The following is a 21,597-nucleotide window of genomic DNA, read 5'->3' as shown; positions in this document are numbered from 1 at the left end:
ATTATAATCCAAATTTTCTTTGAATAGTGGCAAAATAGCTCATAAACTTCCCGCTTAAAGGCTTGGGTTTTCCAAACTTCTAACAATTGGGGCAAATGAGAGCTGTTTTTTAATGTGGTGCGTTAAGCACTATCAATTTTAAGGTAAGCGTTATGGCATTAGATTGGGATTTTATGTTTCACTCCATCCCTATGTTTCTTAAGGGGTTAGAACTCACGCTTTATATTTCTTTCTTTGGGATTTTGCTCTCTCTTTTGGTGGGGTTTTTGTGCGCGATCGTTTTGTATTTTAAAACGCGCTTTATCTCTCCTGTCGTCTATATCTATGGCGAAATCGCCAGGAACACGCCCCTACTCATCCAGCTTTTCTTTTTGTATTACGGGTTGAATGAAATCGGTTTGAGCGCTTTAGAGTGCGCGATTTTAGCGTTAGGGTTTTTGGGTGGGGGGTATATGAGTCAAAGTTTTTTGCTTGGGTTTAAAAGCTTGGCTTCCATTCAAAGAGAAAGCGCTTTGAGTTTAGGGTTTGGCCCTTTGAAAATGATGTATTATATTATTCTGCCTCAAAGCTTGAGCGTTTCCATGCCTTCCATAGGGGCGAATGTGATTTTTTTACTCAAAGAAACTTCGGTGGTGGGCGCGATAGCCCTAACCGATATCATGTTTGTGGCGAAAGATTTTATTGGCATTTATTACAAAACGACTGAAAGCCTGTTGATGTTGAGCCTCACTTATTTGATCGCTTTGCTCCCTTTGAGCGCTTTGTTTGTGATCTTAGAGCGTTCTTTTAAAAAGAAAGTGGCTTAAAATGGGAGTTTTACTAGAATTAGACAATCTTAAGCGTTTGTTAGAAGGGTTTGAGATCACCCTTTTAATCGCTCTTAGCTCTGCGATTGTTTCAATCGTTGTTGGAATGCTTTTGGGGAGTTTGATGGCGTTTGGCTCTAAAATAATGGTTTTGGCGTGTCGTGTGTATTTAGAAAGCATTCGCATTATCCCGCTTTTAGCATGGCTGTTTATCGTGTATTTTGGGTTAGCGAGCTGGTTTGATTTGCATATTAGCGCTGTTTTAGCGAGCGTTATTGTTTTTAGCTTGTGGGGTGGCGCTGAAATGATGGATTTAACCAGAGGGGTTTTAACTTCCGTGAGCAAACACCAAGTAGAAAGCGCTCTAGCTTTAGGCTTAGATTCAAAAAAGGTGATTTTTAATATTATTTTCCCTCAAAGCTTTTTGTCTTTATTGCCCTCAAGCCTTAACTTATTCACGCGCATGATTAAAACCACGGCCTTAGTCTCTCTCATTGGAGCGATTGATTTGTTGAAAGTGGGCCAGCAAATCATAGAGCTTAACCTCTTACGCATGCCTAATGCGAGCTTTGTGGTTTATGGCGTTATCTTAATGTTTTACTTTGCTTTATGCTATAGTTTGAGCCTGTATAGTTCCTATTTAGAAAAAAAATTCCAATACATTAGAGGGTAAAATGAGCGCGATTTTAGAAACCAAAGGGTTAAAAAAAACCTATCAAAACCATTTGGTTTTAGACGGCATTAATTTCACTTTGAATAAGGGTGAAGTGGCAGTGATTTTAGGGCCTAGCGGGTGCGGGAAAAGCACTTTTTTAAAATGCCTAAACGGGCTTGAAAAGATTGATGAAGGTGAAATCCTTTTTGAAAACACTAACCTTAATACGCCAACCACTAACTGGAATCAAATGCGCCAAAAAATAGGCATGGTGTTTCAAAATTATGAATTGTTCCCGCATTTAAATGTGTTAGATAATATCTTACTCGCCCCCTTAAAAGTGCAAAAACGATCCAAAGATGAGGTCATTTCTCAAGCCGTAGAGCTTTTAAAGCGAGTGGGTTTGGAGCATAAACAACAAGCTTACCCTAAAGAATTGAGCGGCGGGCAAAAGCAGCGAGTAGCCATCGTGCGTTCTTTGTGCATGCGGCCAAAAATCATGCTCTTTGATGAAGTAACCGCCTCTTTAGACCCTGAAATGGTTAAAGAAGTTTTAGAAGTGATTTTAGAATTAGCCACAACGGGCATGAGCATGGTGATTGTAACGCATGAAATGAAATTCGCGCAAAAAATCGCTAGCAAAATCGTGTTTTTTGATAGCGGTAAGATCGCTGAAGAAAATAGTGCCAAAGAGTTTTTTAATAACCCTAAATCTCAAAGAGCGCAAAAATTTTTAGAAACTTTCCATTTTTTAGGGAGCTGTTAAATAAAGTTTGCTAAAAAGATGATTTTAATTTCAAAAAAAGGTGTTTTTATGAAAACGAACGGGCTTTTTAAAATGTGGGGGCTATTTTTAGTTTTAATCGCTTTAGTCTTTAGCGCATGCTCTGATAGCCATAAAGAAAAAAGGACGCTTTAGAAGTCATTAAACAAAGAGGGGTTTTAAAAGTGGGGGTTTTTAGCGATAAGCCTCCTTTTGGATCTGTGGATTCTAAAGGGAACTATCAAGGCTATGATGTAGTCATCGCTAAACGCATGGCCCTTGATTTATTGGGCGATGAAAATAAGATAGAGTTTATCCCTGTAGAAGCCTCAGCTAGGGTGGAATTTTTAAAAGCCAATAAAGTGGATATTATCATGGCTAATTTCACGCGCACTAAAGAAAGAGAAAAAGTCGTGGATTTCGCTAATCCGTATATGAAAGTCGCTTTGGGGGTGATTTCTAAAGATGGGGTCATTAAAAATATAGAAGAGTTGAAAGATAAGGAGTTGATCGTGAATAAAGGCACGACAGCGGATTTTTATTTCACTAAAAATTACCCCAATATCAAACTTTTGAAATTTGAACAAAACACAGAGACTTTTTTAGCCCTTTTAAACAATAAGGCTACCGCTCTAGCCCATGATAACACTTTGTTGCTCGCTTGGGTGAAACAACACCCTGAATTTAAATTAGGCATTACAAGCCTTGGCGATAAGGATGTGATCGCTCCAGCGATTAAAAAAGGCAACCCTAAGCTTTTAGAGTGGTTGAATAACGAGATTGATTCTCTCATTTCTAGCAACTTTTTAAAAGAAGCTTATCAAGAGACTTTAGAGCCTGTTTATGGCGATGGAATCAAACCGGAAGAAATTATTTTTGAATGATTTCTTCTAGGCTTTTTTGGCTGAAAGCATGCGTTTTTGTTGCTAAGATTAGCGGTTTTGTGATCTTTTTGTTTTTAATTTTGAGATACATTTGTTTTATTTTACATTGAAAGGATTGTTGATGAATCATTTTTATAAGCGTTGTTTGAAATTTTCGTTGGTTGGGTTGCTAGGGCTTTTGAGCGTTCAGCTTGATGCTAGGAGCTTTGTTGATGGGGATTTAGACATTCAAAAATTCAGCTATGAAGATTCTTTGCTTAAAAAGGGAGATCCTAATGGCGTGCATAAGGTTCAGGTGCGAGATTATAAGGGCAAAATGCAAGAAGCTGAGATCCACTCAGAAATACGCATTGCGGTTAAACCGGGGGTTAAAAAAGAAGTTAAAAAAGGCAAGATTTATAGCGCTCAAATCAATGATGGCATGTGCTATGCTTTTAGAATGCTCCAAACCGGTGATAATACCACAGGCCTTGATTCTAAAGAGTTCCCCAAGCAAAGCCGTGAGAAAAAGGGCCAAGTGATCACTTTAATCGGTCAAAATGAAGTGCCTTATCTTATTTTAGAAACCGATTGCCAAGTGGGTGATATTGCAAAGATCTCTTTGGTGGGTAATTTTGATGGGACCGGGTTTCTTACGGAATACAAATTCAAAGGCGCTAAACCCATTTACTAGTCTTCTTTTAGCTTCATTCTTAAAATCTCTTAATCTTTTGTGGTTAGGAGATTTTTCTTATTCGTTGCGGATATTTTTGATCGCATCTTAAAAATTTTAAAAACCTTGTTTGTGTTTTTGCCTCAAGTTGTTAAAAAAGCTCTGTCCTCATCAAATACTGACAAATAAAACCTTTTATAGAGCGCTTGCTTGATTAAAGTCAAGTTCTTTATTACTGATTTTTAAAACAAGATAAAAGAAAGGAAAGAAGAAAGAAACCCCCCCCCTTTTTTAGGAGTTTTCTTCTTGCTTATACCCTTTAAGCGCAAAGAAGAGGATATAAAAATAGCACAACAACGGCACACCATAAGCGTAGAGCAAATTTGATTCGGTTGCTGTGAGCATGTCTGTAACCGCGCCTTGAATGGGGGGGATTAACGCTCCTCCCACAATCGCCATGCTAATCACCCCAGAAGCCTTAGAAGTGAGATGCCCTAAATTGAGCGTAGCCAAAGAAAAGATGGTAGGGAACATGATAGAGTTGAAAAAGCCCACAAAAGTCAGAGCGAATAAAGCGATCTTGCCTCCAACGAGAATGGCTAAAGCAATAAGGACAATAGAGCTTAAGGCGTTGAAAGCCAGGTATTTATTAGGAGCGATTTTATTCATCAACACACTGCCTAAGAAACGCCCTACCATCGCGCCTCCCCAATAATACACCAAGTAATGCGCGCTTGATTGAGGGTCTAAATTCAAAAGCTTTTCAAAGCTTAACACCAAGAATGATCCAATCGCCACTTCTCCCCCCACATAAAAAAAGATCCCCAAAGCCCCAAAAACAAAGTGTTTGTGCGAAAACAAGCTTTTTTGCGTCGTTTCTTTAGGCATTTCTTTTTCCACATCAGGCAATTTCAAAAGATACATGATGAGCGCTAAAAGAAGCGAAAACACCGCTAAGCCCAAATAAGGCATTTGAACGCTTTTAGCGTCCGCTAATTTATCTATCAAACTTGCATTATCGCCCATTTTAGTCGTGCTAAAAATCAACAAGCTCCCAAAAATAGGCCCTAAAGTCGTGCCAAGCGAGTTGAACGCCTGGACTAAAACCAGGTTTCTGGCTTCTTTACCTTTAGAAAGCAAGGTTACAAAGGGATTACCGGCAGTCTGTAAGCACACAATCCCGCTCGCTAAAATAAACAACGCTCCTAAAAAAAACCCATAGGAGCCAAAATGCGCCGCCGGATAAAACAACGCGCACCCCGTCGCTGTGATCACAAAACCAAGCACCACGCCAAAAGGGTAGCCGATTTTACTGATCACATTCCCAAAAACTCCTCCCATGATGAAATACGCCCCAAAAAAGCAAAATTGAATGAGTGAAGCTTCAAAATAGGTCAAGTCAAAAATGGGCTTTAAGTGTGGGATTAAAATGTCGTTTAAAACCGTGATAAAACCCATTAGAAAGAATAGCGCTGTTAAACTCCCCAGCGCCAAAGTGTTAGAAGTTTTTTGCATACCTTCTCCTTTTTTATTGAGTTAATATAATAATAATGATATTACAATTATTTTAAGATAATAATCTGTCTAAATAAAGAAAAAGAGGCATGAAATGAGTAAAAAATGCAAAGCCCCTTAAAAAGAGCTTAACGAAAGATAAATACAGAAACAGAAATGATGCAGAGAATGATGATGCCTGAATTGAGCGCTTTGAAGTCTTTTTGAACCAATTTGATGATACTATAAGACAAAAAGCCAAAGGCTAATCCATCGGCAATGGAGAAGGTTAAGGGCATCATCACCACGGTTAAAAAAGTGGAAACGCTAATGGCCATGTCTTTAAAATTCACCCCCTCTAACACGCTAAACATCAAAACCCCTACTACCACCAGCACCGGATAAATCGCATTGCTAGGAATAGCTTTTAAAAGAGGCAAGCAAAAGAGCGTTAAAACAAAAAATAATCCGGTAAAAACCGCTGTCAGCCCTGTGCGGCCCCCCTCTTCAACCCCACTCGCGCTCTCTATAAAAGCGGTCGTAGTAGAAACGCCCACCACTGCACTCCCTAAAGAAGCTACCGCATCCGCTTCTAAAGTCTTTTCCAATTCCTTGTTTTTTTCTTCATCATTGAAAAAATCAGTCTTGTGGCCAATCCCTGCAAGCGTGCCTAAAGAATCAAACAAATCGGTTACAAAAAAAGTGATAATAACTGGCACTAACGCTAAAGTGAAAGCCCCACTTGCATCAAAAAAAATGCCCTTAAAATCTAATTGAAAAGCGATAGGGCCAATGCTAGCGGGCATGGAAAAAAACTCGCTAGGGTAAGGGGCTAGCTTTAAAACCCATGCGAGAATGGAAGTGATTAAGACTGCTATAATGAAAGAACCCCTGATTTTGAGCGTGTAGAGCGCGAAAGTTAGAATGATCCCCACAACCCCCAATAACACATGCGGATCGCCAAAATCGCCTAAGGTTACAAGCGTAGCCTTATGGGTAACGACGATATGCATTTCTTTAAGGCCAATAAATGCGATAAAAGCCCCTATCCCCGCGCTCACCGCACGCCTTAAATCGCTAGGAATGCTTCGCATGACCCAACTTCTAAATTTAGTGAAAGACAAAATCACAAAAATCGCTCCCGATAGCGCTACGATGCCTAAAGCGCTCTGCCAAGGGAGTTTTAGCCCCTGAACCAATCCAAAGCTAAAATAAGCTGACAACCCTAAGCCCACGCTCATAGCGATGGGGGTGTTTGCCCATAACCCGTTAAACACGCTCGATAAGATAGTGATAATGGCCGTTGCGCTTAAAAGGGCTTCATAAGGCATGTTGGCGTGAGAAAGGATAAGAGCGTTTAAGGGCACGATGTAAATCATGGTGATAAAGGTCGTTAAACCCGCTCTAAACTCGGTGGCAATGTTCGTGTTGTGTTCTTTAAGCTTGAAAAACCCCATGTTAGATAACTCCTTACTATTTGGTATAGATTAATTTAATAAGGGGCTTTGGGGTCATGCTAGCGCTATTTTATTTTAAATTGCCTTAAGATGCTTGATTGTGTTGTTTCAATCAAAAGAAGTGAGTAAAAAACCCTTTTTTTTAAAAACTCCGCTAAAAAATAATCGTTTTAACGAAAATCGCAAAAAAGCTCATCTTGTAAGGCAATTTTACTCTTTAATGGTTTTTGAGGGAGCGTTTTTTTAAATTTGAAAAGATTGTTGCAAAACAAACGCCCCATAAGAGCGATTATGGGGATAAATTCTAAAAAGGAGTTTGCCATGGAAAACTAAAAACAAAAAATTAAAAGTGGCGGAAACATTATACCTTAAAATTTCTTTTTTTAGGTTTAATAACTATTTTTTTGAAAATTTTTAGCTTTAGAGGTTTTTTAGAAGTTTAACCCCCCCTTTTTTTAAAAAAGAGAGCTTTTAATAAGCAAACACATAATTGAGGTACACGCTATAAAGCCTTCGGTATTCTAGTTTAGTGTCTAGAAAAGAATAATAATTCGTGTTAATGGTAGGGATCTTCACGCCCAATTCCATGCCATGTTGAGCCGCATGATGGCTATCTTTTTTCTTAGGTCTAGCGAGATTGGTTCTCAAGCCTAAATTGAATAAAAATTGGAAGTTAGCCGTATTCACTTTAGCGCTATAGACATTACTGATGGTTTTTAAATTCACAAATTGAGAATTAAGCCATGAAGTCCCTGCTAAGGCGATGCCTCCAAAAAGCCCAAAAGAAATCTGGTTATTCTTGCCTAAAAAGTTGGTGTTTTTATCATTGATGAAATTAAACAATAAATCGCTACCCACCCCATAAGTCCATACATCAGAAGCCGAGTTAAAGAAATTGGATTTGATATAAGCGTGGTTGTAATCAAAGAAACCATAATACCTTAACCCCCATCTTTTCTTTTCTCCAAAAAATTGCTTATAGCCCACTTGCACCCCAAGGCCATTCATCGCCCCGTTATTGGTTTGAGAGCTAATGATGCCCACCCGTTTGAAAGGGTTATGACCGAGTTCTTGAACAATAGCGTTGGCTAGGGTTTGCACTTGATTGATTTGAGGCGTTTGGCTAGAAAAAGAAGCGTTGCTACTTTCTAGCGAAGCTAGAGTGTTTTTCACGCCCGCGCAACCTTTCCCCCAAGTGGTATTAGAAACGCTTTCACTTGAAGCATTCGCGCTGCATTCTTCTATATAATTTTTAAGAACTCCTGTAGAAATTCTATTGAAATCGCTCCCCACTTGATTGGCTAGTTTTAAAACCGCTGCTTGAGATTGAGCGTTTTTGAGCATGCTTTGAGCCAAAGCGATACTATTAGGGGAGTTAAGGTTAAAGTTATTGGGTTGCGCGATGCTTTTTAGTGGGGCAGTATTAAGCTGTTGGGTTTCTTGAACGATGTTTTGAGCGTTACTAATCATGTCTGAAATAGCGCTAAATTCCGTGCCAAAAACGCTGCACGAATTTTGGTTAGCGCTTGTTTGCCATGAAGGGGTGTTTGCACCATTAGTTCCACCATTACTACTACTAGACTTCCCTTTCAACATCGGGCAATTGTCTTGAAGGGTGTTGATGATGGTTTGCGCTTGGGTTAAAAGATTTTGCGCATCGTTAATATAAGTGTCAGTTATGCTGATTGTAGCATCAGCAGCATTATTATTGTCATTATTGACATTAATGTTTTTAGCGTTGGTTGCTGTTTTAATGGTTACTTCCATTGTTTTTTTTGTATCGCTTAAAGCAGGGAGACCTTGTTTCAAAGCGGCTTGGATAATTTGATACGCTTTATTGAGCGTTGCAAATTGTTCAATGGACAGATGAGAATTTTTGCCTGCTTGAAGTAACCCCACAGTCTCACCGCAAGTGATCGAATTTGAATTTTGTCCTGGTTGGTTGTAAAAAATTTCTGTGGTGTTGTGATTGGGTTTATCCGTATAGCCTCCGCATATGACTGCATAAGCTATGCTATTCCATAACCCCACCGTGGATTTTAGCGCTAAAAGCGTGGCTTGATAGGCAGGGGAATTGTCTGTTTTATCAACTAAAGTTTGCGCGCTTTTGTTTAAATTGCCAATCGCTTGATTGATCGCTGTGGCGCTGTTTGCGTTAATCGCTTCTGGATTGGAATGGCTGTGATTAGCTAAAAGCTTGTTTAAGTTTTCATAAGCGTCTGAAAGTTTTTGCACCTTGTTGGCGTTTTTCACTTTTTGAACCGCTTCACCGATTTGATAACCCACGCTTAAAAAAACGCCGTTGTCTTCAGCATGGAGCAATGACGCCGCAAGAGTTAGAGAAAGCAGAATCGTTTTTTTCGTTTTTTTCATAAAATGTTCCTTAAAGTAATGTTTTATTGCAAAAAATGTATCAAAATGAGAATTTATTTACAATGCGTTTAATTTTATCATAAATTTATTGGATTTCAAAAAAAGTTTTAGGGTGTTTTGATGCGTTCAATCAAGCTTTTAAGAGTGTTTTTAATTTAATTGGGATTTGGTTTTAGAAAGATTGTTGTAAAATAAACACCCCCATAAGTGCAATTATGGGGATAAATCCATAAAAGGAGTTTGTCATGGCTACCAAACATGGCAAAAACTCTTGGAAAACATTATACCTTGAAATTTCGTTTTTGGGGTGTAAAGTGGTTGTTTTATTGAAGCGGTAGTTTTGTAAAACGAAATTTCTGTAAAACGATAGCTTTAGTTTTTCCAAAGTTCCCTTAAGGCTTTTAGCTTTAAGGGTTTTCCTTTAAATTTTATCCTTAACTTATGGGGGCAAAAAATAAAGTTTAAAAAGATCGTTAGCCCATCATCTCCAAAGCCAAAATTATCATGTTATCAAAGCTTTCTACCCTTTCTTTAGGGCTTAAGGCTTCTTTAGTGATTAAATGATCTGAAACTGAGCATAAGCATAAAGCCTTAGCGTTTAGTTCCATCGCCGTGGCGTATAACCCTGCCGCTTCCATTTCAATAGCCAAATGGTTGTATTGGGCCATCAAATCAAAGGCATGCGTTTCAAAAGAATAGAAAAAATCGCTTGAAAAAACATTGCCCACTTTCAAATCAATACCCAAACGCTTTGCTGTTTGATACGCTCTTAAACTCAATTCAAAATCAGGCGTTGCGCTCAAATCGTGGTTCAAAAAACGCACCCGATTGGTTTTAGAATCCGTTGAAGCTCCAATTGCCATGATAATGTCTTTCAGGCCAACTTTTGGGCTAATCGCCCCGCAAGTGCCAATCCTTAAAAGCTCTTTAACCTGATAGGTTTTAATGAGTTCGGTTACATAAATCGTGCATGACGCAATGCCCATGCCATGCCCCATTAAAGAAATCCCCTTACCCTTATACTTCCCGCTAAAGCCTAGCATGTTACGCACATTCGTGATCTCTTTGGCGTCTTGTAAAAATTTTTTCGCAATGTAGCTCACCCTTAAGGGATCGCCACATAAAAGGCATTGAGAATAAAAGTCGCCGATTTTAGCGTTGATGTGAGGGGTCATATGGTTGTCCTTTAAATTTTAGTAAGTTTTTGCCATAATCTAGGGGGCTTAATCCCAAAAAGTGGGCAATGCTTTGCCCAATATCCGCAAACGACTCGCTCTTGCCTAAAAAGGCTGGCTGTAAATCTTTATGATAGAACAAAACAGGAATGTATTCTCGTGTGTGATCGGTACCTTTAAAGCTAGGATCGCACCCATGATCGGCGCAAAGAATGAGCAAATCGTTTTCCCTTAAATTGTCTAAAACCTCTTTTAAGCGCATATCAAAATACTCTAAAGCGTTAGCATACCCGCTAATATCGCGCCTATGCCCATAATCGCTATCAAAATGCACAAAATTCGTAAAAATCAAGCTGTTGTTTTTAGCGTTTTTGACTTGCTCTAAAGTAACATCGCATAGCTCCATCAAACTACCGGCTTTGAACTTTTGAGTGATCCCCACATGAGCGTAAATATCAGCGATTTTTCCAATGCTAATGACTTCACCCTGCTTTTCTTCAATGAATGTTTCAAAAAGCAATTTTTTATGGGGCTTTATCGCATAGTCTTTGCGATTAGCGGTGCGCTTGAAATCCTCTCTATTGGCACCAATAAAGGGGCGTGCGATCACTCTGGCGATCTTTAAAGGCTCTAGAATTTGAAACGCTTCTTCACAAAGAGCGTATAAATGATCAAGCCCAAACTTTTCTTCATGCGCAGCGATTTGAAACACCGAATCCGCTGAAGTGTAAAAAATGGGGTATAAGGTTTCTAAATGTTTTTCGCCTAAATCTTTAATGATTTCTGTCCCTGATGCGTGGCAATTCCCTAAATAGCCCTTAATCTTAGTTTTACGCGCAATTTCATCTAAAATCTCTTTAGGAAACGAATGGGTTTTGTCTTTAAAATACCCCCACTCAAAAAGAACGGGCGCGCCCATCATCTCCCAATGTCCAGAAATCGTATCCTTAGCTCTAGAAAGTTCTTGCGCATAAGTGTAAGCCCCTATTAAATTAGGTTGGGATTGAAAGCCTAAGGGCAATTCATTTGCAGCTTTTAAAGCGCTCAAACCTAAACCCAAACTCTCTAAATAAGGCAGTTTCAAAGCCCCATTGCGATCGTTAGAATCAGCCAAGTTATTAAAACAAGCCTTAGCGATATTGCCTAAAGTGTTCGCCCCCAAATCGCCAAAATCTTTAGCGTCTTCGCTAGCCCCTATACCAAAAGAATCCAATAATAAGATTACCACTCTTTTTTGCATGTTTTATCCTTTTAATGAGCGTTTAGTCCTATGAATAACCCGGCGATAGTCGCGCTCATGAAATTAGAAAGCGTGCCTACAAGCACCGCTTTTAAAGCAAGCCTTATAATGAGATCCTTCTTTTTAGGCACTAAACTACCAAGCCCCCCAATGAGCATAGCGACTGAACTTAAGTTGGCAAACCCGCACAACGCAAAAGTGATGATCGCTTTAGTTTTCTCGCTCAAGATTAAAGGAGGGTTATCGCCCAAATAAGGCAATAATTGCATATAGCCCACAAATTCATTGAGCGCGATTTTAATTCCTATGATTTCTCCGGCAATCCCGGCCTGACTCCACGGAATGCCTAGCATAAAGGCTAAGGGTTTTAAGAGCGTGCCTAAAATCAACCCTAAAGACAAATGCTCCATGCCTAAAAACCCCCCTATAACCCCTAAAAGCCCGTTAATGAGCGCGAGCATTCCCACAAAGGCTAAAAGCATCGCTCCCACATGCAAGGCTAAATTTAGCCCTGTACTTGCCCCATTAGCGATAGCTTCTATGGCATTGACATGCTTTTCTACAGAAACATCTGCATGGCTAGAAATGGCTTCGTTTTGCGGGTAAATGATCTTAGCGAACAACAACCCCCCAGGAGCGGACATAAACGATGCGGCGATTAAATAAGGCAAAGGAATGCCCATGCTCGCATACCCGGCTAACACAGGCCCCGCAACGCTAGCCATGCCCACGCACATGACCGCAAAAATCTCTGAATCGCTCATGCTTTTCAAATAAGGTTTAATGACTAAGGGCGCTTCGGTGTGCGCCACAAAAATATTAGCCGCTGCGCTCATGCTTTCTGCTTTAGAAGTGCCTAAGCATTTTTGCAACGCCCCACCGATGAGGTTGATGACTAAAGGCATGATTTTTAAATAGTATAGAAGTGAAATCAAGCTAGCAAAAAAGATAATGATCGCTAAAACATTGATCGCAAAGATAAAGCCTCCTATCCCTTGATCGCCCTTAGCGTTTGGAGCGAGATTGCCAAACAAGAAACGCACCCCCTCATAGCCGTAAGAAATCACGCTTTGTATGCCGCTAGCTAAGCCTTGCAGCATTTCCCTACCCAAAGGCACATATAAAGCCAACGCCCCCAAAGCCACTTGAATCACAAAGGCGCTGACAATCGTGCGATAATTTATAGCCCTTTTATTGCCAGAAAACACCCAAGCAATAAGAAAAAGCACCGCCATCCCTACAACACTAAAAAGAGAGCTAAAAATCATCGTCAAATCCCTAAAGAAATTAAAAGATGCAACGCTATTGTAGTTTAGGTTTGCTAAAAAAAAGATTAAATGAATATTAAATGAAGTTTAAATCAAATCATGGTGTCAAGAGGGGGACTTGAACCCCCGACCTCCGGCTTATGAGACCAGCGCTCTAAACCAGCTGAGCTACCTTGACAAAAAAATAAAAGAATGAGATTATACAAAAAATTTTCTTAAAAATCCATTAAAATTACATTAAACTTTTATTATCAATCCTACTTCCTCAAATTGATGACAAAAGTTGGGCATTTTCTTGTAAAATAACCCGCATGTTTAAGAAAATTTTTCCATTAGCGTTAGTGTCGTCGTTGCGGTTTTTGGGGCTTTTTATTGTTTTGCCGGTCATTAGTTTGTATGCGGATAGTTTCCATTCAAGCAGCCCCTTACTCGTGGGGTTGGCTGTGGGCGGGGCGTATCTCACGCAAATTATTTTTCAAACCCCCATGGGCATTCTTAGCGATAAAATAGGCCGTAAAGTGGTGGTTATGGTGTGCTTGTTGTTGTTTTTGGTTGGATCGTTAGTGTGCTTTATAGCGAATGATATTATTACGCTCGTTATCGGGCGCTTCATTCAAGGCATGGGGGCTTTAGGGGGGTTATTAGCGCGATGGTGGCTGATGAAGTGAAAGAAGAAGAGCGCACCAAAGCCATGGCGATCATGGGGGCGTTTATTTTCATTAGCTTCACTATAAGCATGGCGATTGGCCCTGGGGTTGTGGCGTTTTTTGGGGGGGCAAAATGGCTCTTCTTGCTCACTGCGATCTTAACTTTATTGAGTTTGTTAATGCTTTTAAAAGTCAAAGACGCCCCTAAAATTTCTTACCAGATCAAAAACATAAAAGCTTACCAACCCAACTCTAAAGCCTTGTATCTTTTGTATCTAAGCTCTTTTTTTGAAAAAGCGTTCATGACGCTTATTTTTGTGCTGATCCCTTTAGCCTTAGTGAATGAATTTCATAAAGATGAAAGCTTTTTGATCTTGGTGTATGTGCCTGGAGCCTTATTAGGGGTTTTAAGCATGGGAGTAGCGAGCGTTATGGCTGAAAAATACAATAAGCCTAAAGGGGTGATGCTTTCTGGCGTGTTGTTGTTTATTGTGAGTTATTTGTGCTTGTTTTTAGCCGACTCTAGCTTTTTAGGGAAATATTTATGGCTTTTTATTGTTGGGGTGGCGTTTTTCTTTATTGGCTTTGCTACCTTAGAGCCTATCATGCAATCTTTAGCGTCTAAATTCGCTAAAGCAAACGAAAAAGGCAAGGTTTTAGGGCAATTCACTACTTTTGGCTATTTAGGGAGCTTTGTTGGGGGCGTGAGCGGGGGGTTGAGCTATCATCATTTAGGCGTTTCTAACACAAGCTTAATCGTTGTAGCTTTAGGGCTTATTTGGGGACTATCGCTCTTTTTACTCCACAACCCTTCCAAGCAAAAAAATGTCTATTTCCCCTTAGACGCTTATAATGAGGAACAATTTGAAACTTTAGGGGATAAAATCATTGAATGGTATGTCAATATTAGCGAAGAAATCATTATTGTGAAATATAATTCCGATCACATTAGCGAAGAAGAAATCATTCGCTTAGCGCAAAACTTTAGAAAATAAAACAATTAAGGATCAAAAATGGCCTATGAAATTTCTAAAAAAGTCTTGCACATTGTAGGCAAGACCAACGCCACTTACAAACTCATAGAAGAAGGCGATAAAATCTTATTAGGATTGAGTGGGGGCAAGGATTCTATCATGCTCGCTTGCATCTTAGCCAGGATGCAAAAACATGCCCCTTTCAAATTTGATTTTAAAGCGGTTACCGTGCATTATGGTTTGGGTGAAGATTTAAAATGGTTGAGCGATTTGTGCCAAGAGCAAGGTATTGAGCATGAGATCATTTACACCCAAATCGCTGCCACGATCAACGAAAAACGCCGTGAAAAAAGCTCGTTTTGTTCGTTTTGTTCTCGTTTGAGGAGAGGGACTTTGTATTCTAAAGCTTTAGAAGAAGGCTATAATAAAGTCGCTATCGCGCACCATTTAGACGATGCGGTGGAGAGCTTTTTTATGAATTTCACTTATAACGGGAGTTTAAGGAGCATGCCCCCCATTTATAGGGCTGAAAACGGCTTGTTGGTGATCCGCCCTTTGATTAAAGTGCGAGAAGCCAGCAGCATTCATTTTGTCACTTCTCAAAATATTCCGGTTGCTCCTGATTGCAATTGCCCGGCCAAACAGCCCACCTCTGATAAGCCCCCTATCGCGCGATTAGCCACCAAAAATTTCTTAAAAGAAATGCAAAACTTGCACCCTCGTTTCTTTGACAGCTTAGAAAACGCATTCAACAATGTTCAAGCGAACAGCTTTAGCGATTCTAAATATTTAGACGCTTAAGCTTTCATTTAAGCTTTTTTGTTGAGTATTTTGATCGCAATCGTGAATAATACCCCTTCAAAAATAGCCGCCATAAGCAATGCGTAGTAGGTGTTTTGCGAGATCGCTTGCGCTTTTAAACCCACTGCTGCGGTGGTTACTAAAAAAGTTAAAGGCATAGAAGCCCCTAAGGCGAATGAAAATAAATGCTTGGCTTCTTTAAAGTATTTGCGCCACAATAAGGTTGAAGTGATCAAGTGCAAACTCAACATCGCTATGACAATCAATATCCCTTGAAGGATCAAATGCGGGTTTAAAAACACTAATTTTAAGTCTAAAGTAGAGCCTACATGGATGAAAAACAAAGGCACAAAAAACCCAAAACCCACATCATTGAGCTTGTGGATCAGCTCTGATTTATGAGGGAAAAAAGTAGAAACGACTAACCCCGCCAAAAACGCCCCTAAAACCATTTCTATTTTGAGCCACACCACGATCGCAACCAGTGAAAAAAAGAGCATGAGCGAAAAACGCACATCTTGGTTGAACTGACTGCTTTTAGGCATCACAAAAAGCTTTAAATGCGGGAACCACCAAAACAAAGTCTTAAAGATTTGAAACGCCACGATAATTAAGATTAAAAAAACAATGAGAATGCCTAAATCTTTAATCAAATCCATGCCCAAACCATGCGAATACACCCCATCCACGACCACCAAACCAAAAATGCTTAACAATTCCCCAATAACGCCCACTTTCAAAACCAAATCAAGCCACAAAATCTCTTTACGATAATCTTTGACTAAAGTCATGATCATGCCCAAACTGATAATAGGGAAAATCACCATAAAAATAGGCTCTAAATTAAGGCTAAAAGTGAGGATGAATGAAAGCGTGTATAAAATCAACAGATAAGCAAAAATGCGTTTTAAAAGAGAAACCCCTAATTTTTTAAACAAATAAATCTCCACTTCCAAACCGCATAAAAACATTAAAAATAAAAAGCCAATTTCGGACATGATTTCAAAGCCCTTAGTAGGCTCAATAAAACCCACATACGCCCCAACAGATCCAAATAAAATCTCCACGACCGTGATGGGCAAACGAGAGATTCTAGACATATAGGGAGCTATTACGATTAAAAGCATAATGAGCGCGAAAGTGAAAAATTCTGCATGCATGTCTTAATTTTACCTTATTTATTGGTTAAGTTTTCAAAGCGATAGGGCTTTTCTCTTTATAAGTGGTAAAAACCCCTTTTTTGATTTCGTAATAAGTTACCCCTAACGCTACTAAAAACGCTAAAAATTGAGCAATAGGGTAAGTTACCCAAACGCCATTAATCCCATAGAAATGACTTAAAATCGGCAATAAAATAACGATAAACCCCAGCGTGTGCGAAAGGGTGATGATAAACGAACTTTTAGTGCGTTGAATAGATTGGAAAAACACCGCGCACAACAAAGTCATGCCTAAAAAAACATAGCCCACATAATAAATATTCATCGCTCTTTTAGTCTCTTGCATAAAAAGGGGGTCTTGTTCGCTTGGCTGCAAATAAAGCTTGATTAAAAATTCATCTAAGAAATAATAAACGCCATAGAAAACAACCCCTATACAAAACGCCGCTTTCAAACCAAAAACAAACACCTCTTTCACGCGCTCTAAATTTCTAGCCCCATAGCTAAAGCTCGCGATCGGTTGGATGCCTTGAGAAATCGCAAACAAAGTCGTAAAAAAGATAATCGCATTATACATAACGATCCCATACATGCTCACAAACCTTTCCCCAGCCGTGTGCATGATAGCAGTATTAAACAATAAAATCATAATAGAAGCGCTAAATTCTGCCGTGCTTTGAGGCACGCCGCTTTTAGCTGAAGAAATGACTGAAGATAAAGAAAATCGTTTGATAAAATACAATTGCCCTTTTTTAAACCAAAAATGCTGCATTAAGACTAAAACCCCTATCGCATGCCCTATCACGGTGGCTATCGCGCTGCCTTGAACCCCCACTTCCAAAACAAAAATAAACCAATAGTTGAAAAAGATATTCGCTAACGAGCCAATCAGCATCGCTACCATCGCTAAAATGGGGCGTTTGTCATTCACCACAAAAACATCCGCTAAAGGGTGCAAAACCATAAAAACCGCGCCCATTAAAATGATTTCAATGTAGCGTTTGGACATGCTCAATAAAGCGTCATTGCTCCCAAAAAAACGCGCGATAGTTTCGCTAAAAGGCAATAACGCCATGCTCAAAATAAAGGCGCTTATAGCGACAAAATAAAACACGCTGCTAAACACAAGCCTAGCCCTATGGGTTTTATTTTGACCCAAAAAATACCCCACAATACTCGCTGCCCCAAAACCAAAAAGCAATTCATACGCAATAAGCCCTGGAAAAATAGGCCATGCGATATTGACCGCAGCGATCGCTTCTTTACCCAGTTTCTTGCCCACAAACATGCCATCTATCATAGAATAAGTGGAAAGTGAAATCATAGAAAAAGCTAAAGGGATAAAATAATAAAAAAAGAGCTTTCTTATCGAATCTTTATGCAAATCAATCTTTTTTTTGAGCATTTAAACCACACACCGCTTAAAATTTATGACAAATTTTTCTATTTTAACATAAAAAGAGAGACAATCTATCCGTTAGCGCGGTTGGATTCAAGCCGTATCACTAAATTTTAAAAATGGTTTTTAGCGCGAAAGGGATTTTCCTTATATTGGGCTAATCCTTTTAACGCTCTTTATGTTTTTTTAAACTTTATCGTAATGAATCTAAGCCAAAACAGCGCCAACAACCCTAAAGCCCCACCCACAAAGCCAATATACCCTAGCCCTAATTGGTGGATCACAATACTGCCAAACAGCGCTCCTGATCCAATCCCCACATTATAGCTCCCCGAAAAAATCGCGCTCGCGACATCCGTGGCATCTGGCGCGAGCTGTAACACCCTCATTTGCAAGGAAATCGTAAGCGAAGTGATCCCAACCCCCATAAGAAAATTTGCAAGAAAACCACCCACTCTGAATTTTTAAACACAAAAAGCAAGAGTTGCGGGCAAATGACTAAAACCATTGCAAAAGCGATAAATTTTCTTGAATTTTTTGCATACAAACGGCCGAATAAAAAACTCCCCACCACGCCTGCTAACCCAAACACAAACAACATTAGCGTCGTAATGTCAGGAGAAAATTGGCTGATTTGAAGGATAAAAGGCTCAATATAGCTATAAGTGGTGAAATGCCCAGAGATAACCATGATCACAAGCACATAAATCCCCACTAAAAGCGGCCGTTTCATCAATATAGGGACACTTGCGAGCGTGCCGGCGTTTCTACTCGGTAGATGCGGGAGCAATTTCCACATCAGCAACATTATAAGAGTCGCAACGCCCCCGATCACGCCAAAAGTAGAGCGCCAATCCAAAATTTGCCCAATGATCCTCCCAAGCGGCAACCCTAAAATCATCGCTAACGAACTCCCTAGCGCTAATAACCCTAAGGCTTGCTGTTTTTTATTTCTTGGTGCGACACGAATGACTAAAGAAGCCGTGATGGACCAAAAAATAGAGTGGGCAAAAGCGATACCCATACGAGAAAGGAGTAGCACCCAAAAATTCCACGCTAACGCTGAAAGGATATGGCTAGCAATAAAAAGGGCGAAAAGAAAAAGCAATAAGCGTTTCCTTTCAATTTTAGCGCTAAGCAGCATCAAGGGCAATGAGCCAAGAGACACCACCCATGCATAAGCAGTGATCATAAGCCCCACTGTTGCGCTCTCCATTTCAAAGCTTTTCGCAATATCTGATAAGAGCGCGACAGGGACAAACTCCGTGGTGTTAAAAATAAACGCCGAAAGCGAAAACACAAAAACCCGCATTAAGGCGAACTTTTGATACGATTGTTTGGTTATCATCATTTAAATCTTAAGGGGTTAAATTTTATTCCGTTTGAAAACTTGGAGTATAAAACAAAAATTTTAACCGCTTGTAAATTGGGGGGTGGTTAAAACAAATATTTCCGCTCCATAGGTGCATTAATTTAATGGAGTTGTTACCATATAAAACAGAATTTAAAATCATTTCCAACTTTTAACCAATCTATTTTTTGTAACTGCGGTCATTATTGATTAAGCGCTAGAATTAACCCATTGCTTTTTAATATTTTAGAATTTTAGAATAAAGGATAATTAAAATGAAAAAAACTTTTCTGATCGCTTTAGCGTTAGCCACTTCTCTTATAGGCGCTGAAAACACCAAATGGGATTATAAAAATAAAGAAAATGGCCCGCACCGCTGGGACAAATTGCACAAAGATTTTGAAGTGTGCAAAAGCGGTAAAAGCCAATCGCCCATTAACATTGAGCATTACTACCACACGCAAGATAAAGCCGATTTGCAATTCAAATACGCCGCTTCTAAACCTAAAGCGGTCTTTTTCACCCACCACACTTTAAAAGCTTCGTTTGAGCCGACTAACCACATCAATTATAGAGGGCATGACTATGTGTTGGATAATGTGCATTTCCACGCCCCTATGGAGTTTTTAATCAATAATAAAACCAGGCCTTTGAGCGCGCATTTCGTGCATAAAGACGCTAAAGGGCGCTTATTAGTCTTAGCGATTGGGTTTGAAGAAGGGAAAGAAAACCCCAACCTTGATCCTATTTTAGAAGGCATTCAAAAGAAGCAAAATTTTAAAGAGGTGGCTTTAGACGCTTTCTTGCCTAAAAGCATCAATTACTACCATTTTAACGGCTCTCTCACCGCTCCTCCTTGCACAGAAGGGGTGGCATGGTTTGTCATAGAAGAGCCTTTGGAAGTCTCTGCCAAACAATTGGCTGAAATCAAAAAACGCATGAAAAATTCGCCTAACCAACGCCCCGTCCAACCTGACTACAACACCGTGATCATTAAAAGCTCAGCTGAGACCCACTAAAGATCCGCTAAAATGAAAACCCTCTCTTTATAAAGAGAGGTATAAAATCATTCTTCATGAAACACCGCTAAAAATTGCAACCGCTTGTATTTTGTGAAACGCTCAAACGCTAAAGACGATTGGGATTCCTACTAAGGAGTTTAAAAAAGGCTCTGTTCTAATTGGGTGATATAGAGTCTTTAAAATACCATAAATAAGCTAAAAACGATTTTATGGTGTTTTCTTATACCTACATCCTTTTACTATAACCATAACCCGCTTTTTCTACTTTTTTCTCGGTATTAGCAACTACTTTTATTTCTTTACTAACATCAGCAAATATTTTTTGAACGAGCAAAAGGCTTTGAGAGGTTGAAAGGTGGGCTTGTGGGTCTGGTTTTAAATCCCTCATTTCAAGCATTTTAGCTTGAGCTTTAGAGCGTATTTTTAGATTTTCTTTTTGCCATTCTTCTGCAACGTTAAAATCTCTAGGGTCTAATTCTAAATAAGCGATAGAACTTGGTTTATAAAAATCCACTTGTTTAGCGATAGCTTTTTGTGAATAGGGCAGAGATTCTAGCTCTTTTTGCAAATAAGCTATAAGCTCTTGCGCTTTTGATCCTCTTTGAGAGCGGGGTTGTTTAGAGTTTGGAAGGTGTTTTGGCTGGATAGGGGTTTGATTGGTTTTTGTGGGTTTAGGGGTTTTGCATTCAGCTTCTACTTCTATAGCACCACCCTTAATTCCTGCTTTTTTAATAAAGAATTGATTATGTTTTTCTTGGCAATTTTGTTCTGCGTATTTAATGAAATCTTTCTGTGTATTAATTGTCTTTTGTTTTTCTTGTTCCAGTTCTATCCCACTCTTGTTCGCTCTATCCCTAGCATTTTCAGCTTCCTTTTGAGTTTCAGCCACTTCCTTTTTGGATTGGTCATCAGCAAAACACACATTCATAAGCATGGCTGTTAAAGCTGTTACACCTATTGCTGAATTAAACCATGAGTTAGGATGCGTTTTTAAATAATCATCCGCAGTCTTAACATTCCCGCATATCCAATTGCTTTTTTTAATTTGTTTTTTATCGAGTCTTTTATCGCTTCCCAAAAAGCAATCCCCATTATAGACACTCCCACATTCTTAAAAACTTTCTTTTCTTTTGCCGTTTTTACTAATTTCATCATCATTGTTGCAAGCATTACTAAAACCCTTATAATAGGCATTTAAATCCTTTCAAAAAACAATCTCACTTTTCAAAATCTTATTATTGTAGTGTATATAGCCATATTTAATCGCTATTAAACAATTGGTTTGAAAAATTGTGAGGGTCAATCCAATCAGATTTTTCTAATCCATTCCAACAAAACTTGATACAAGTTTCCCTTATACCTTAAACTCACACCCTTTTAAATGGAATAATAGGCAATAACTCGCTAGTTAAACATTCACTCTCTGCTTGAGTGTAAGCCTTTATACTCCTTTTGACCTACCAAATACTAGCATTT

At 39.3% G+C, this 21,597-nt stretch carries 14 protein-coding genes, 1 tRNA gene and 5 pseudogenes; 8 read left to right on the top strand and 12 right to left on the bottom strand.

Annotated elements, in window-relative coordinates; all coding sequences use genetic code 11:
- The first annotated feature begins 152 nt into the window (after positions 1-152).
- From D2C78_03450 to D2C78_03430, 5 genes and pseudogenes are all read left to right on the top strand, one after another.
- A complete protein-coding gene (locus D2C78_03450) occupies positions 153-806 on the top strand; it encodes an amino acid ABC transporter permease (protein ID QEF35068.1) in 654 nt (217 codons plus the stop codon).
- A 1-nt stretch (position 807) separates the two neighbouring features.
- Positions 808-1,479, top strand: a complete 672-nt coding sequence (locus tag D2C78_03445) for an amino acid ABC transporter permease (GenBank protein ID QEF35067.1) — start codon at positions 808-810, stop codon at positions 1,477-1,479.
- A 1-nt stretch (position 1,480) separates the two neighbouring features.
- Positions 1,481-2,227 carry an amino acid ABC transporter ATP-binding protein gene (locus D2C78_03440; GenBank protein ID QEF35066.1) on the top strand — a complete coding sequence of 249 codons (747 nt, stop codon included), beginning with the start codon at positions 1,481-1,483 and terminating at the stop codon, positions 2,225-2,227.
- 48 nt (positions 2,228-2,275) lie between these two features.
- A pseudogene (locus D2C78_03435) lies at positions 2,276-3,108 on the top strand (glutamine ABC transporter substrate-binding protein).
- Positions 3,109-3,229: 121 nt separating this feature from the next.
- Entirely contained in the window at positions 3,230-3,781 is a 552-nt protein-coding gene (locus D2C78_03430) for a hypothetical protein (GenBank protein QEF35065.1), read from the top strand.
- 270 nt (positions 3,782-4,051) lie between these two features.
- Here D2C78_03430 and gluP read toward each other — a convergent pair whose 3' ends face one another.
- The 8 genes and pseudogenes from gluP to D2C78_03390 form a co-directional block, all read right to left on the bottom strand.
- A complete protein-coding gene (gene gluP / locus D2C78_03425; protein ID QEF35064.1) occupies positions 4,052-5,275 on the bottom strand; it encodes a glucose/galactose MFS transporter in 1,224 nt (407 codons plus the stop codon).
- 128 nt (positions 5,276-5,403) lie between these two features.
- On the bottom strand, positions 5,404-6,711 hold the full coding sequence (locus tag D2C78_03420) for an NCS2 family permease (GenBank protein ID QEF35063.1): 1,308 nt from the start codon (positions 6,709-6,711) through the stop codon (positions 5,404-5,406).
- A gap of 471 nt (positions 6,712-7,182) precedes the next feature.
- On the bottom strand, positions 7,183-9,084 hold the full coding sequence (locus tag D2C78_03415; protein QEF35062.1) for an outer membrane protein: 1,902 nt from the start codon (positions 9,082-9,084) through the stop codon (positions 7,183-7,185).
- Positions 9,085-9,333: 249 nt separating this feature from the next.
- Positions 9,334-9,516, bottom strand: a pseudogene (locus D2C78_03410) (hypothetical protein).
- A gap of 41 nt (positions 9,517-9,557) precedes the next feature.
- On the bottom strand, positions 9,558-10,259 hold the full coding sequence (gene deoD, locus D2C78_03405; protein ID QEF35061.1) for a purine-nucleoside phosphorylase: 702 nt from the start codon (positions 10,257-10,259) through the stop codon (positions 9,558-9,560).
- A complete protein-coding gene (locus tag D2C78_03400; protein ID QEF35060.1) occupies positions 10,237-11,499 on the bottom strand; it encodes a phosphopentomutase in 1,263 nt (420 codons plus the stop codon). The genes deoD and D2C78_03400 overlap by 23 nt, the downstream gene beginning before the upstream one ends.
- An 11-nt stretch (positions 11,500-11,510) precedes the next feature.
- Positions 11,511-12,767 (bottom strand): NupC/NupG family nucleoside CNT transporter, encoded by a 1,257-nt coding sequence (locus D2C78_03395; GenBank protein QEF35059.1) that lies wholly within the window; start codon positions 12,765-12,767, stop codon positions 11,511-11,513.
- A gap of 100 nt (positions 12,768-12,867) precedes the next feature.
- Positions 12,868-12,945: transfer RNA gene (locus tag D2C78_03390), tRNA-Met, on the bottom strand.
- A 133-nt stretch (positions 12,946-13,078) separates the two neighbouring features.
- On the opposite strand from D2C78_03390, the pseudogene D2C78_03385 reads away from it, so the two are divergent.
- Positions 13,079-14,409, top strand: a pseudogene (locus tag D2C78_03385) (MFS transporter).
- 18 nt (positions 14,410-14,427) lie between these two features.
- Positions 14,428-15,189 carry a tRNA 2-thiocytidine(32) synthetase TtcA gene (locus D2C78_03380; protein ID QEF35058.1) on the top strand — a complete coding sequence of 254 codons (762 nt, stop codon included), beginning with the start codon at positions 14,428-14,430 and terminating at the stop codon, positions 15,187-15,189.
- Positions 15,190-15,197: 8 nt separating this feature from the next.
- Here the strand turns inward: D2C78_03380 and D2C78_03375 are convergent, their stop codons facing one another.
- From D2C78_03375 to D2C78_03365, 3 genes and pseudogenes are all read right to left on the bottom strand, one after another.
- Entirely contained in the window at positions 15,198-16,349 is a 1,152-nt protein-coding gene (locus D2C78_03375) for a cation:proton antiporter (protein ID QEF35057.1), read from the bottom strand.
- Positions 16,350-16,374: 25 nt separating this feature from the next.
- Positions 16,375-17,754: an MATE family efflux transporter gene (locus D2C78_03370; protein ID QEF35056.1), complete on the bottom strand. Its 1,380-nt coding sequence runs from the start codon at positions 17,752-17,754 to the stop codon at positions 16,375-16,377.
- Positions 17,755-17,924: 170 nt separating this feature from the next.
- A pseudogene (locus tag D2C78_03365) lies at positions 17,925-19,099 on the bottom strand (sugar transporter).
- 275 nt (positions 19,100-19,374) lie between these two features.
- Here D2C78_03365 and D2C78_03360 point away from each other — a divergent pair.
- Entirely contained in the window at positions 19,375-20,118 is a 744-nt protein-coding gene (locus tag D2C78_03360) for a carbonic anhydrase (protein QEF35055.1), read from the top strand.
- A 229-nt stretch (positions 20,119-20,347) separates the two neighbouring features.
- Here the strand turns inward: D2C78_03360 and D2C78_03355 are convergent.
- Positions 20,348-21,315, bottom strand: a pseudogene (locus D2C78_03355) (DUF874 family protein).
- Between the last annotated feature and the right edge of the window lie 282 nt (positions 21,316-21,597).

It is taken from the genome of Helicobacter pylori, from assembly GCA_008032935.1.
Classification (GTDB): domain Bacteria; phylum Campylobacterota; class Campylobacteria; order Campylobacterales; family Helicobacteraceae; genus Helicobacter; species Helicobacter pylori_CX.
The sequence above is the reverse complement of the archived record's forward strand: the minus strand, read 5'-3'. Positions and strand labels throughout refer to the sequence as shown.

Excerpts from the sequence above, each read along its gene's own strand:
- D2C78_03450 (QEF35068.1), top strand. The coding sequence starts at position 153 with ATGGCATTAGATTGGGATTTTATGTTTCACTCCATCCCTATGTTTCTT.
- D2C78_03445 (QEF35067.1), top strand. The coding sequence starts at position 808 with ATGGGAGTTTTACTAGAATTAGACAATCTTAAGCGTTTGTTAGAAGGG.
- D2C78_03440 (QEF35066.1), top strand. The coding sequence starts at position 1,481 with ATGAGCGCGATTTTAGAAACCAAAGGGTTAAAAAAAACCTATCAAAAC.
- D2C78_03430 (QEF35065.1), top strand. The coding sequence starts at position 3,230 with ATGAATCATTTTTATAAGCGTTGTTTGAAATTTTCGTTGGTTGGGTTG.
- gluP (QEF35064.1), bottom strand. The coding sequence starts at position 5,275 with ATGCAAAAAACTTCTAACACTTTGGCGCTGGGGAGTTTAACAGCGCTA.
- D2C78_03420 (QEF35063.1), bottom strand. The coding sequence starts at position 6,711 with ATGGGGTTTTTCAAGCTTAAAGAACACAACACGAACATTGCCACCGAG.
- D2C78_03415 (QEF35062.1), bottom strand. The coding sequence starts at position 9,084 with ATGAAAAAAACGAAAAAAACGATTCTGCTTTCTCTAACTCTTGCGGCG.
- deoD (QEF35061.1), bottom strand. The coding sequence starts at position 10,259 with ATGACCCCTCACATCAACGCTAAAATCGGCGACTTTTATTCTCAATGC.
- D2C78_03400 (QEF35060.1), bottom strand. The coding sequence starts at position 11,499 with ATGCAAAAAAGAGTGGTAATCTTATTATTGGATTCTTTTGGTATAGGG.
- D2C78_03395 (QEF35059.1), bottom strand. The coding sequence starts at position 12,767 with ATGATTTTTAGCTCTCTTTTTAGTGTTGTAGGGATGGCGGTGCTTTTT.
- D2C78_03380 (QEF35058.1), top strand. The coding sequence starts at position 14,428 with ATGGCCTATGAAATTTCTAAAAAAGTCTTGCACATTGTAGGCAAGACC.
- D2C78_03375 (QEF35057.1), bottom strand. The coding sequence starts at position 16,349 with ATGCATGCAGAATTTTTCACTTTCGCGCTCATTATGCTTTTAATCGTA.
- D2C78_03370 (QEF35056.1), bottom strand. The coding sequence starts at position 17,754 with ATGCTCAAAAAAAAGATTGATTTGCATAAAGATTCGATAAGAAAGCTC.
- D2C78_03360 (QEF35055.1), top strand. The coding sequence starts at position 19,375 with ATGAAAAAAACTTTTCTGATCGCTTTAGCGTTAGCCACTTCTCTTATA.